Genomic DNA, 12,519 nt, shown 5'->3' with positions numbered 1-12,519 from the left:
TTCGAGCAATGCCAGCCGGCTTACTGCGGCAGCTTGTCGTCCACGCCCTTGACGTAGAAGTTCAGGCCGAGCAGGACGCTATCCTGGGCCACTTCGCCGGCCTTCAGCCACTCGGTGCCGTCCTGCTTGGTGACCGGGCCGGTGAAGGGGTTGAACGCACCGGACTTGATCTTGGCTTCGGTTTCCTGGGCCAGCTTCTTCGTCTCGTCCGACATGTTGGCGTAGGGTGCCATCACGACGTGGCCTTCCTTCATGCCGCCCCATACGTCGCTCTGCTTCCAGGTGCCGTCGATGACTTCCTGGATGCGCTCGATGTAGTACGGACCCCAGTCGTCGACGATCGAGGTCAGCTGCGTGGTCGGGCCGAACTTGATCATGTCGGAAGCCTGGCCGAACGCCTTGATGCCGCGCTCGGTCGCAACCTGCATCGGCGCGGTCGAGTCGGTGTGCTGGGTGATGATGTCGACGCCCTGGTCGATCAGCGCCTTGGCCGCATCTGCTTCCTTGCCGGCGTCGAACCAGGTGTTGGCCCACACGACTTTGAGCTTGAAGTCGGGGTTGACCGACTGCGCGCCCAGCATGAAGGCGTTGATGCCCATCACCACTTCAGGGATCGGGAAGGAAGCGATGTAGCCGGCAACGCCAGCCTTCGATTCCTTGGCGGCGATCACGCCCTGCACGTAGCGGCCCTCATGGAACTTCGAATTGTAGGTCGCAACGTTCGGATGTTCGCGCTTGTAGCCAGTGGCGTGCTCGAACTTCACGTCCGGGAACTTGCCGGAAACCTTGTTGAGCGGGTCCATGAACCCGAACGACGTCGCAAAGATGATGTTGCAGCCCGAGCGAGCGAAACGCTCGATGGCGCGCTCGGCGTCGGCACCTTCCGGCACGCTTTCGAGATAAGCGGTCTCGAGCTGGTCGCCGAACTTTTCCTTCGCCTGCAGCAGGCCCTGGTGGTGCTGGTAGGAGTAACCGAAGTCGCCGATCGGCCCGACATAGATCCAGCAGGCTTTGACCTTGGCCTCTGCTGCAATGGTGCCGAATGACATCACGGCGGCAGCCGCTRCCAACGACAGAATTGTCTTTTTCATGCTTTTGTTCCTCATAGTGGTTGCCCGGGGCACGATCCCATCCTTTTTATAGTCCCAGTGACATGGCCGTTCCTCGAAAAACCGCAGTGCGGCTTCGAGTTGAGACCATGCCCTTAGCGATCTGGCACAAACGGCCGCCCCAATGAAGCCGGAGTGTTCACCATCGTCAGTCGCCTGTTGCGCGAGATTAGAACAAGGACAACGATGGTCGCCAGATAGGGTAGCGAAGAAAGCAGCTGCGACGGCACGCCGATGCCCAGGGCCTGGGCATGCAACTGGCCGATCGAAACCGCTCCGAAAAGATAAGCACCCGCCAGTACTCGCCATGGCCGCCACGAGGCGAAGACAACGAGCGCCAGCGCGATCCAGCCGCGCCCGGCGGTCATGTTTTCGTTCCATTGCGGGGTGTAGACCAGCGATAGATAAGCGCCCGCAAGACCGGCACAGCCGCCGCCGAACATCACCGCGAGATAGCGGATGCCGATGACCCTGATGCCGAGCGCATGCGCCGAGGTGTGATTGTCGCCGATCGAGCGCAAGGTCAGGCCCGCACGCGTCTTGAACAGGAAGTAGGCCACACCTGCCGTTAGAAATATCGAGACGTAAAACAGCGGGTCCTGGCCGAAGAGCAGCTTGCCGACCACCGGCAGATCGGTAAGGCCGGGAATGTAGATGTAGCTCATCTTGACGCCCGGCAGGCCGACGAAGCTTTCGCCCAGCATGCCGGCAAGGCCGAGGCCAAGCAGCGTCAGCGCAAGGCCGGTCGCAACCTGGTTGGTCACCAGCGTCAGCGTCAAAAAGCCGAACAGAAGTGAAAACAGCGCGCCGACGATGATCGCGGCCAACACGCCGAGCCAGGGCGAGCCGGTGGCAAGTGCTACGCCAAAACCGGTCACCGCTCCCATCACCATCATGCCTTCGACGCCGAGATTGAGCACGCCCGAGCGCTCGACCACCACTTCGCCGACTGCTGCGATCAAAAGCGGGGTCGCCGCCGTCGCAACCGTTATCAGAATGTCTTCAAACATTTTGCTTGGCCTCCACGGTCTTTGCAGCGGAGGAGCCGACAAAGCGGATGCGGTAAAGAATGAGCGTGTCGCAGGCGAGCACGAAAAACAGCAGCATGCCTTGGAAGGCACGCACGACCTTGTCGGACACGCCGATCGAGATCTGTGCCGCCTCGCCGCCGAGGTAGGACAAGGCCAACACCAGGCCGGCCGCGACGATGCCGAGCGGGTTCAGCCGGCCCAGGAAGGCAACGATGATCGCGGCAAAGCCGTAGCCGGGCGAGATCGTCGGCCTGAGCTGGCCGATGGCGCCTGCAACTTCCGAGATGCCGGCCAACCCAGCCAGGCCACCGGAAACGAGGAAGGCGAAAAACACCATGCGCGACTGCGAAAAGCCAGCGAAACGGCCAGCGCGCGGGCTCTGGCCCAGCACGAGCACTTCAAAGCCTTTCAATGTGCGCGAGAGCATGAACCACATCGCAATCGCCGCAACGATGGCAAACACAAAGCCCCAGTTGGCACGGCCCGACGCCGACCAGATTTCAGGCAGCGTTGCAGCAACGCTGAAGGTGCGTGTCTCCGGAAAATTCATGCCGGCCGGGTTGCGCCAGGGGCCGCGCACCATCCAGTCGAGGAACAGCTGCGCGACATAGACCAGCATCAGGCTTGTCAGGATCTCGTTGGTGTTGAAACGCACCTTGAGATAGGCCGGAATGGCGCCGTAAGCGGCACCACCGGCGATGCCCATCAACAACATCAGCGGCAGAACGATCCAGGATTGGAACTCGGGGAACATCACCGGCAGGATCGAGCCAGTGATCGCGCCGATGATGAACTGGCCTTCGGCACCGATATTCCAGTTGTTGGAGAGATAGCAGATCGACAGCCCGACCGCGATCAGGATCAGCGGAGCTGCCTTTACCGCCAGTTCATGCAGCGACCAGACCTCGCGCAGCGGGTCGATGAAGTAGTAATACAGCGCCTCGACCGGGTTCTTGCCGAGCAGCGAGAACATGATCGCGCCTGCAATGAGCGTCAATGCAAGCGCAATGAAGGGTGAAAGGGCGGCGAAAAGCGCCGAGCGTTCCGGACGTCTGACGAGTTCGATCCGCATCACGCGACTTCCTGCGTGTGTTCGGGATGACCCGGTTCGGCGCCGCCCATCAAAAGCCCGATGCGCTCGAGCGTGGCTTCCGCGATCGGAATCGGTTTCGACAGCTCGCCATTGTGCATGACGGCGATCGAGTCGGAGATTTCAAACAGCTCGTCGAGATCCTGGCTGATCACCAGCACCGCCGAACCGTTGCGTGCCAGTTCGATCAGCGCCTGGCGGATGCGCGCGGCAGCGCCCGCATCGACGCCCCAGGTCGGCTGGTTGACCACCATGACAGCCGGATTGCGGTCGAGTTCGCGGCCGATGATGAATTTCTGCAGATTACCGCCCGACAGTGCCGCGGCCTCAGGGTCGGGCGCGCTCTTGCGTACGTCCATCGCTTGGATGATGCGTTGAGCCGCCTTCTGGATCGCGCCTGACTTGACCAGCCCGCCGGTCCCGACAAAAGCCTTACCGTCGGTGGCGTGGCGCGACAGCAAAAGATTCTCCGACAACCGCATGCGAGGAGCCGCACCATGGCCGAGGCGTTCCTCGGGCACGAAAGCCGCACCCAGCAGGCGGCGGGCAGAAATCCCCATGCGCCCTGCCGACTGGCCGCGAATGCGGATCGCCTCGGAGCTTTCCTGCAGTGCCTCGCCGGAGATCGCTTCGAAAAGTTCGCCCTGGCCGTTGCCGGCAACACCGGCAATGCCAATCACCTCGCCGCCAGCGACATCCAGCCAGATATTCTTGAGCGGCATCGAGAACGGACCGGCAGGCTTGCGGCTCATGCCGCAGATGCTGAGCAATTCTTCCCCGCGCACGGACGCGGTGGTGCGTTCGGCGTTCTTGACGTCGGTGCCGACCATCAGGCGTGCCAGCGAGGCCGGCGTTTCCTGCCTTGGATCGCAATGGCCGACAACCTTGCCGTGGCGCATGATCGTGGCGCTGTCGCACAGGCGGCGGACCTCATCGAGGCGGTGCGAGATGTAGAGGATCGACTTGCCTTCGGCGCGCAGCCTTTCCAGGGTCTCGAACAGCTTGTCGGCCTCCTGCGGCGTCAGCACCGAGGTCGGCTCGTCGAGGATGATGAGTTCGGGTGTCTGCAGCAGGCAGCGGATGATCTCGATGCGCTGGCGTTCGCCGACCGACAGGTCGCCGACGAGCGAATCCGGGTCGAGCGGCAGGCCGTAACTGTAGGAAAGCGCGCGTGCCTTGGCGGCAATGGTGCTAATGGGCGTGTCGTCGGCCAGGGAAAGTGCGATGTTTTCGGCGGCGGTCAGTGCCTCGAACAGCGAAAAATGCTGGAAAACCATGCCGATGCCGAGCTTCTTGGCGACGCCAGGGCTGGTGATCCTCATCGGCTGGCCGTTCCAGCCGATCTCGCCGGCATTGGGCTCGAGCGAACCGAACAGCATCTTCACTAGCGTCGACTTGCCCGCACCGTTTTCGCCGAGCAAAGCGTGGATTTCGCCCTTGGCGATGGTCAGGTCGACTTGATCGCACGCCTTCAGCGTGCCGAATATCTTCGTCAGGCCGCGAACCTCAAGCAGGTTCGGACCATTGGCTAAAGGGGTTGTGTCCACAACGCCTCCCATTGTCAGTTCTTTTTATGTTCCCGAGGGCATGGTAGGCGCGTCCTGCTCCCGGCGCAAAGCATGTCACAAGTTGAAAGAGCTTCAAGAAATTAAGCAAAAACTCAAGGAATAAGTACCGTTGTCCCCGTGGTCCTTCTACCTTCGAGATCGGCATGTGCCTGGCCGGCGTCGCGTAGCGCATAACGCTGGTTGATCCTGATTTCGACGGCACCTTTGAGCACCACATCAAATAGCGCATCTGCCGAACGGACCAGATCTCCGCGCTTGGCATTGTAGGCAAAGATGGTCGGCCGCGTCGCATAGAGCGAGCCCTTTTGCGCCAAAAGCGAAATGCTGAATGGTGGGATCGGCCCCGACGACTGTCCGAAGCTTACAAAAGTGCCCATTGGCCTCAGGCAGTCGAGCGAGCCCGGGAATGTGTCGTTGCCGACGGAATCGTAGACGACATCGCACTTCTTGCCGCCGGTGATCCTGGCCACTTCAGCGACGAAATCCTGGTCGGAGTAGTTGATGACGTGGTCGAAGCCATGCGCCTTGGCCAGCGCCACCTTTTCATCGGAGCCTGCGGTGCCGATGACGGTTGCGCCGAGATGCTTGGCCCATTGCCCGAGGATCAGCCCGACGCCACCGGCGGCCGCATGGTACAGGACCGTATCGCCAGCCTTCACCTTGAAGGTGCGGAGTAGCAGATATTCGGCGGTCATGCCCTTCAGCATCATCGCCGCGGCCTGCTCGTCGCTGATGCCGTCAGGCACCTTGACCAGCCTGTCGGCGGCGATCACCCGTTCTTCGCAATAGGCACCGGTGGGCACGGCATAAGCGATGCGGTCGCCGACCTTCAGCCAATCGACGCCCTCGCCCAGTTCGAGCACCACGCCCGCCGCCTCGCCACCAGGTGTCACCGGCATGCCGTTGGGCGCGGGGTAGAGGCCGGAGCGAAAATAGACGTCGATGAAGTTCAGACCGATCGCGGTATGGCGGATCAGCGCCTGCTCCGGGCCTAGTCGCCCGGCATCCGCATCTTCATAGACCAGGACTTCGGGGCCGCCATGGGCGTGGACTCGTATGGCTTTGGGCACGTCGTCAGTCTTTCTCTGTCTCAAGGGCAGGCTTTCCGCCGAGCTTTGGAAAGAACTGCATCACGCCGCCGATGAAGAACAAATAGATGCCGCTGATGGCGATGCCGATCTTGATCCATTCGCTCGCATGCATCTGCTGCAGCAGGGCCGCGGTGCCGAACGCGCACCAGATCAGTGTCATCGGCAGGTTGATGTTTCTGAGCCGTACGACGCGGACCGGATGCAGGAAGTTCATCGGCACGAACGTCAGGATGCCGGCGGCGACGACCACTGCGAATGACACCCATTGCCCGGGCTCGATGACGAACAGCGTGAACACCACCATGTTCCAGACGACGGGGAAGCCCTTGAAGAAGTTTTCCTTCGTCTTCATGCCGGTGTCGGCATAATAGATCGCGCTCGACACGACGATGATCGCCCCCGAAACAAACGACAGCCCCTCGCCCATGAACCCGCTTTGATAAAGGGCAAAAGCCGGGATCAGCACATAGGTGACGTAGTCGATGATGTTGTCGAGCAACTCGCCCGACCATGTCGGCAGGATTTCCTTGACCTCGAGCTTGCGCGCGATCGGCCCGTCGATGCCGTCGACGAACAGCGCCAGCCCCAGCCACCAGAACATCGCCGTCCAGCGTTCTTCGCTCGCCGCAACCAGCGACAGGAACGCCAGGAAGGAGCCCGAGGCGGTGAGCAGATGCACCGAAAAGGCGCGAGCCTGCGGCCATGTGACTTTTTTAGGCTTCACGGTTCCCGCCAATCCAGATTGCAGATCTCAATCGAGCGGAAGACCGTGCCGCATGCAAGTAAAAGGAGCCCAGAGCAGCGGGAACTTGCTTCTCCTCCGACGCTCGACCCGGCATGCAATTGGCAATCTCCGCTTCTTCAGGCACTTAATAGCAGGGCCGCTTTTCAGACAAGCTGAAAGCCGGACCAAAGGATGGAACGCAGCGTCAACTACAGTTCCGCAAGCGCCTTTGCAAACGGCTACCGTCATCAGGAACAGCAAAATGACCGCCGCACTCGTCCAAGCCGACGAATGGGATGAATCGCCGCGTTGATCAATGGCTTAGGCCCGCATTATATCAGGACGACTGAGGTGCAGGGGCACTTCGATAGCATGGACGGCGGCACATGAGCGTCGACACACAAAACCGCATTCTGGTCGCCGGCACGGGGCCAGTTGGCCTGATTTCCGCCCTCGCCTTCGCTGATGCCGGCTTTGGCGTCATCCTCGCTGGACCGCCGGCACGGTCCGATGACGGCCGCACCACCGCCCTGATGGTGCCGGCCTTGAAATTCCTCGATCGCCTTGGCGTGCTCGGTGCCCTTACCCCCGATGCCGCGCCGCTCAAGGTGATGCGCATCATCGACGGCACGTCGCGGCTGATCCGCAGTCCGATGGTCACATTCCGCGCCGGCGAGATCGGCGAAGACCATTTCGGCTTCAACTTCCAGAACCGGGTTCTCAACGCGGTGCTTGAAAGGACGGTCGCGGCACATGCAGGAATCGAGTGGCGCCGTGCGATGGTCGACAACTGGACCATCGAGCCAGGCAAGGTCATTGCCACCCTTTCCGACGGAACAACGGTAGAAGCACACTTGGCCGTCGCTGCCGACGGCAGAAATTCGCCAGCGCGCCAGGCTGCCGGCATTTCGGCAAGCGCGCGAACGCTTCCGCAGGCGGCATTGGTGCTGAACTTCGCCCACAGCCGCGACCACGCCTTTGCTTCAACTGAATTTCACACCGAAACAGGCCCGTTCACACTGGTCCCGCTGCCCGGTCGCCGCTCCAGCCTCGTTTGGGTCCTTCGGCCCGAGACAGCCAAGGAATTCGCCGACCTCGACGATGCTGCATTGTCGTTGCGGATCGAACGCCAGATGCAATCGATGCTTGGCCGCGTCACCGTCGATGGCGGCAGGCAGATCTATCCGCTGTCGACATTATTGCCCCAGCGGTTTGCCCAAAACCGCGTTGCCCTTGTCGGCGAAGCCGCACACGTCTTCCCGCCGATCGGCGCGCAAGGCCTCAATCTTGGCATCAGGGATGTCGATCAACTCGTTGAAATCGCAACGAAACACATTGACGACCCAGGTGCGCCAGCGGCCCTTGCCGCCTACGATTCCGCGCGGCGCCCCGACATTCTTGCCCGTACCAGTGCGGTCAACCTGCTCAACAGGTCGCTATTGTCAGACATGCTGCCGGCACAATTGGCTCGCAGCGCGGGGCTCAACTTCCTTGGCGGCTTTTCGCCCGTGCGCGCCTTCTTCATGCGCGAAGGCCTGAGGCCGGGCAGCGGCTTTTCATCGATCGCCTCAAGCCTGCGTTCGCCACGCCGCTCGCGCGACGCCTCGACGGACTAGGGAAACAGGTCAGGCGGCAATATGCCATGCTGGATCATGTAGAGCAGCCCGGTCACTGTCAGAACCGACAGGCAGGTGGTGACCAGCACGCTTGCCGAGGCGCGCTCGACCCAGACGCCATATTGCTGGGCGATGACGAACACGTTGGTCGCGGTGGGCAATGCCGCTAGCAGCATCGCTGAAAACAGCCATACCGGCGAGAAATTGCCGATCCAGCTCAATACGACGTAGCACAATAGCGGGTGGACGATCAGCTTGAGCAGCGCGATCGGCACCATTTCGTGCGGCACGCGCTTGAGCGGCCTGAGCGCCAGGGTCACGCCCATGGCAAACAGAGCGCAAGGGGCCGCTGCTTGCGACAGATATTCGAGAAAACGCTCGACCGGCAGTGGCGGGCGGAACTCGACATAAGCCGCCAGCACGCCGGCCGCGGTTGCGATGATGAATGGGTGGAATGCGATCTTCTTGATGACATCGGCTGCGACACTTATCGGCGAGCGCGGCTCGTCGCCGGCCAAGGCCATCATCATGGGGGCGATGGTGAAATGCATGATGTTTTCGAAGCAGAAGATCAGCGCCACCGGAACCGCGGCCTCTTCGCCGAAGGCAAGCAGCGCAAGGCCCGGGCCCATATAACCGATATTGCCGTAGGCCGACGCCAGGCCCTTGATCGTCGATTCGGCGATCTCGCCGCGCCCCTTGATGTAGGACACTACGAACATCAGCGAGAAGATGACGAAGGTCGAAAACACCGCCCCGAAGATGTATCGCCATTCGGTCAGGCGCTCGAAAGGTGTCTTGGCCAGCAACTGGAAAAACAACGCCGGCAACGCGACATAGACGATGAAGGTCGTCATCCAGCCAAGCGCTTCGAGCGGCTGTCTGGTGATCCGGGCAAGCACGAAGCCGATGAAGATCAGCCCGAAAAACGGCAGGACCAGACCGATCACCTCAGACATAGGCACCTTCCTGCTTCGCGCCGCACGAACATTTCAACTGCCGGTATCGTGCGGCCTGACAGCACGTCAAGGCGCTATGCCATTGAAATAGCTGCCTTGCTGCGCCAAATAGGGGAATAGGAAGGCACAATCAGCGGGACTGGAGGGCTACTTCGATCCAGATTGCGACCTAAGCGATTGAAAGCGCGTGTGATTCGGCGGATCATGCGCGGCATCGGGTGATCCGCATGAAGACGGCAAAATTCTCTATAGGACAGGTGGTGCGCCACCGTGTCTTTCCGTTTCGGGGCGTAATCTTCGATGTCGACCCCGAATTCGCCAATACCGAAGAATGGTACGAGGCGATCCCCGCCGCCGTGCGCCCCCGCCGCGACCAGCCCTTTTATCACCTGCTGGCTGAAAACGCCGAGACCGAATACGTCGCCTATGTCTCCGAGCAGAACCTGCTTGAGGACAGCTCCGGCGAGCCGGTCCGCCATCCTCAGGTCGGCGAGTATTTTGACAAGATTTCGGATGGCCGATACGCCCCCAAGGCGCGCATCAGTCATTAGGCGCAAGCGCCTGATACGAAACAAAAAAAGCGGGGCCGAAACCCCGCTTTTTTCATGTCAGATCTGTCAGGTCGATCAGTTGGCCGTCTTGGCCTTGTCCTGCTCTTCCTTGAGCTTCTTGGCGAAGTCCTCGTTGTTCTTCGACACGAACTCCTGGAGCTTCTTCTGGCGGTCTTCCAGATCCGACTGCTTCATCGGCTCGCCATCGAAGGCGCCAGTGAAGCCCGACAGCGAAACCTTGATCGGGTTCGGCTGGTTCTGGAAGTTGATCGACGTCAGCGTGAGCTCAGTGCCCTTCTTGAACGAGGCGATGAGCGGATCGGTAAGGGCGATCTCGGCAACGCAGCGGTCCGGGAAGCAGATCACGTATTCGAGCTTCTGCGCTTTGCCGCCGTCGACCTGCAGGCCGATGCCGGGAGGCACGAGACGACCGCTCGGCACGGTAACCTGGAACACCTTGCGGTTGACCTTGCCCTTGAGCTCGATCATCGAAATGCCGGTCACCAGCTGGCCGTTGCTGGCGGTCAGGATGTTCTGCACGTTGCAGATGTCCACGTCAGCCTGCTTGGAGCAAGCCTTGAACCAGCCCTGCGGGATCTGTTGCTGCTGCGCGGCAGCAGGTGCGAGGCCCGATGCCAGCATACCGGCAACGCCAGTCGCCAAGACCGACAGGCGGAGACCGTCGAATTTCTGGCTCGTCATCTTCATGAATTCCTCTCAAACAATCCCGGAACCGGCCCAAGCCGTGTGTCGACGCTACCTGTTGGGCAATTGAGGCAACAGCATGACTTCGTCGCGCCTGTTACACTGCCGTGCGCTGTGAATCCAGCCCGCTTCAGCGCATTTCTTGTGCCTTCAGCCGGCAATGGACGGCCCTTGTCTGGGTGCGCTACCCTTCGAATCATCAAAGTTTCCCCGAATTCGTGGAGAATCGTCGTGAGACGCACTCTTTCGCTGCTGGTTGCCACCGCCGCAATCGCTCTTCTTGCCCCGCGCGCGGCCAATTCAGAACCGGTCCACGGCCTTTCCATGCACGGCACTCCGGCCTTGCCGGACGACTTCAAGAGCTTTCCTTATGCCAATCCGGACGCCCCCAAGGGCGGCAAGATCACCTATTGCGTCATAGGAAGCTTCGACAACCTCAACCCGTTCATCATCAAGAGCCTGCGCACCACCGCGCGCGGCATGCTCGACACGATCTACGGCAATCTGGTCTTCGAATCGCTGATGCAGCGCAGCGCCGACGAGGCCTTCAGCGTCTACGGCCTTACCGCCAAGTCGGTCGACATCGATCCCGACCGCAAATGGATCGAGTTCAACATCGATCCGAACGCCAAATGGTCGGACGGCCAGCCGATCACGCCCGACGATGTGATTTTCACCTATGAAGTCTTCACCGAAAAGGGCCGCCCGCCTTACAGCGACCGCATGTCCAAGATCGAGAAGATCGAAAAGACCGGCGACCTCAGCGTCCGCTTCACCTTCAACGACAAGGCCGACCGCGAATTTCCGCTCATCATCGCGCTGACGCCGATCGTGCCCAAGCACTTCTTCGACATGGCCACTTTCGACCAGACGACGCTGAAGCCGATCGTTGGGAGCGGACCTTACACCGTGGCCGACGTGAAGCCCGGCGAGCGCATCGTCTTCAAGCGCAACCCCGAATACTGGGCACGCGACATCCCCTCGAAGCGTGGCTTCGACAATTACGACCAGATCACCATCGAGTATTTCCTCAACACCGCGGCCCTGTTCGAGGCGTTCAAGAAGGGCATTTGCGACACCTTCACCGAGGCCGATCCGGTCAAGCGTGAGCGTGGCTTCGACTTCCCCGCCTTCAAGAACGGCGACATCGTTGCAGAAACCTTCAAGAGCGGTTTGCCTCCCGTGGTTACGGGCTTCATGTTCAACACGCGCCTGCCGAAATTCGCAAATCCGGTCGTCCGCCAGGCACTCGGTTTGCTCTACGACTTCGAATGGGCCAACCGGAACCTGTTCAGCGGCAAATACGAACGCACCGTCAGCTTCTGGCAGGGCTCGGAACTGTCAGCCTATGGCGTGCCGGCCAACGACAAGGAAAAAGCGCTGCTGGCGCCCTTCCCTGGTGCTGTGCGCCCGGACGTCATGGACGGCACCTACCGCCCGCCAGTTACGGACGGTTCCGGCCAGGACCGCAAGGTTCTGAAGGCTGCCTTCGACCTGCTCAAGAGTGCGGGCTACACGCTGCAGGGCGGCAAGATGCTCGACCCTGAGGGAAAACCCTTCGCGTTCGAAATCCTGACCTCCTCTGAAGCTGAGCAGCGCCTGGCCGCCATCTACCAGCGCACGCTGGAAAAGCTCGGCATCACCATGACGATCCGGGCGCTTGAGGCCGATCAGATCCAGTCGCGCAAGCAGGCCTTCGATTTCGACGTCTTGATTGGCGTGACCGGCTTCTCCGGCACATTGTCGCCCGGAATCGAACAGATTGGCCGCTGGGGCTCGTCCTCCGCCCAGAAGCCCGGCTCGTTCAATCTTGCCGGCGTCTCAAGCCCGGCCGTCGACGCGGCCATCGAGGCGATGCTCCAGGCCCGCGAGAAGGACGATTTCGTTGCCGCAGTGCGCGTCCTTGACCGATTGCTGATCTCCGGCAACTACATGGTTCCGATGCAGCATAATTCCGAGCAGTGGATCGCTTATGCCAAGAGACTAAAACATCCGGAAAAAACACCCATATCTGGCTATCAATTGCCGGTCTGGTGGAGTCAGGGCGGTTAAATCGGACTGCACAAGCTAAGGAC

General features: G+C 60.9%; 11 protein-coding genes. 3 read left to right on the top strand and 8 right to left on the bottom strand.

The annotated features are described in order from the left end of the window. Positions 1-20 precede the first annotated feature (20 nt). The 6 genes from AC1DWF_RS09125 to pcsA all read right to left on the bottom strand — a co-directional run bounded on the left by AC1DWF_RS09125 (position 21) and on the right by pcsA (position 6,613). A complete protein-coding gene (locus tag AC1DWF_RS09125) occupies positions 21-1,091 on the bottom strand; it encodes a BMP family ABC transporter substrate-binding protein (RefSeq protein WP_476841616.1) in 1,071 nt (356 codons plus the stop codon). A gap of 113 nt (positions 1,092-1,204) precedes the next feature. After that, entirely contained in the window at positions 1,205-2,119 is a 915-nt protein-coding gene (locus AC1DWF_RS09120; protein ID WP_476783283.1) for an ABC transporter permease, read from the bottom strand. Continuing rightward, entirely contained in the window at positions 2,112-3,212 is a 1,101-nt protein-coding gene (locus AC1DWF_RS09115; RefSeq protein WP_476783284.1) for an ABC transporter permease, read from the bottom strand. The genes AC1DWF_RS09120 and AC1DWF_RS09115 overlap by 8 nt, the downstream gene beginning before the upstream one ends. Next, positions 3,212-4,789: an ABC transporter ATP-binding protein gene (locus AC1DWF_RS09110; protein ID WP_476788872.1), complete on the bottom strand. Its 1,578-nt coding sequence runs from the start codon at positions 4,787-4,789 to the stop codon at positions 3,212-3,214. The genes AC1DWF_RS09115 and AC1DWF_RS09110 overlap by 1 nt, the downstream gene beginning before the upstream one ends. A gap of 101 nt (positions 4,790-4,890) precedes the next feature. After that, positions 4,891-5,868 (bottom strand): quinone oxidoreductase family protein, encoded by a 978-nt coding sequence (locus AC1DWF_RS09105; protein WP_476783289.1) that lies wholly within the window; start codon positions 5,866-5,868, stop codon positions 4,891-4,893. Between the two features lie 4 nt (positions 5,869-5,872). Continuing rightward, positions 5,873-6,613 carry a phosphatidylcholine synthase gene (pcsA, locus tag AC1DWF_RS09100; RefSeq protein ID WP_476788873.1) on the bottom strand — a complete coding sequence of 247 codons (741 nt, stop codon included), beginning with the start codon at positions 6,611-6,613 and terminating at the stop codon, positions 5,873-5,875. A 386-nt stretch (positions 6,614-6,999) separates the two neighbouring features. Between pcsA and AC1DWF_RS09095 the strand changes: the two genes are divergently transcribed. After that, positions 7,000-8,229 (top strand): UbiH/UbiF family hydroxylase, encoded by a 1,230-nt coding sequence (locus AC1DWF_RS09095; RefSeq protein WP_476783287.1) that lies wholly within the window; start codon positions 7,000-7,002, stop codon positions 8,227-8,229. On the opposite strand, the gene AC1DWF_RS09090 is transcribed toward AC1DWF_RS09095, so the two are convergent. Beyond that, the gene (locus tag AC1DWF_RS09090; RefSeq protein ID WP_476783288.1) at positions 8,226-9,188 is read right to left on the bottom strand and encodes an AEC family transporter; all 963 of its coding nucleotides are present in this window, start codon (positions 9,186-9,188) and stop codon (positions 8,226-8,228) included. The two genes, AC1DWF_RS09095 and AC1DWF_RS09090, sit on opposite strands and share 4 nt — an antisense overlap. A gap of 227 nt (positions 9,189-9,415) precedes the next feature. Here AC1DWF_RS09090 and hspQ point away from each other — a divergent pair, with 227 nt between their 5' ends. Next, positions 9,416-9,739 carry a heat shock protein HspQ gene (gene hspQ, locus AC1DWF_RS09085; RefSeq protein ID WP_476785459.1) on the top strand — a complete coding sequence of 108 codons (324 nt, stop codon included), beginning with the start codon at positions 9,416-9,418 and terminating at the stop codon, positions 9,737-9,739. Between the two features lie 75 nt (positions 9,740-9,814). On the opposite strand, the gene AC1DWF_RS09080 is transcribed toward hspQ, so the two are convergent. Continuing rightward, the gene (locus AC1DWF_RS09080) at positions 9,815-10,441 is read right to left on the bottom strand and encodes an invasion associated locus B family protein (protein ID WP_476785455.1); all 627 of its coding nucleotides are present in this window, start codon (positions 10,439-10,441) and stop codon (positions 9,815-9,817) included. 234 nt (positions 10,442-10,675) lie between these two features. Here AC1DWF_RS09080 and AC1DWF_RS09075 point away from each other — a divergent pair, with 234 nt between their 5' ends. Then, entirely contained in the window at positions 10,676-12,496 is a 1,821-nt protein-coding gene (locus AC1DWF_RS09075) for an extracellular solute-binding protein (protein ID WP_476788875.1), read from the top strand. Positions 12,497-12,519 lie beyond the last annotated feature (23 nt).

Source organism: Aminobacter sp. P4_D5 (assembly GCF_056401815.1).
This window is presented reverse-complemented; position numbering and strand designations above follow the sequence as displayed.

Excerpts from the sequence above, each read along its gene's own strand:
- AC1DWF_RS09080 (WP_476785455.1), bottom strand. The coding sequence starts at position 10,441 with ATGACGAGCCAGAAATTCGACGGTCTCCGCCTGTCGGTCTTGGCGACT.
- AC1DWF_RS09115 (WP_476783284.1), bottom strand. The coding sequence starts at position 3,212 with ATGCGGATCGAACTCGTCAGACGTCCGGAACGCTCGGCGCTTTTCGCC.
- AC1DWF_RS09090 (WP_476783288.1), bottom strand. The coding sequence starts at position 9,188 with ATGTCTGAGGTGATCGGTCTGGTCCTGCCGTTTTTCGGGCTGATCTTC.
- AC1DWF_RS09095 (WP_476783287.1), top strand. The coding sequence starts at position 7,000 with ATGAGCGTCGACACACAAAACCGCATTCTGGTCGCCGGCACGGGGCCA.
- hspQ (WP_476785459.1), top strand. The coding sequence starts at position 9,416 with ATGAAGACGGCAAAATTCTCTATAGGACAGGTGGTGCGCCACCGTGTC.
- AC1DWF_RS09110 (WP_476788872.1), bottom strand. The coding sequence starts at position 4,789 with ATGGGAGGCGTTGTGGACACAACCCCTTTAGCCAATGGTCCGAACCTG.
- AC1DWF_RS09120 (WP_476783283.1), bottom strand. The coding sequence starts at position 2,119 with ATGTTTGAAGACATTCTGATAACGGTTGCGACGGCGGCGACCCCGCTT.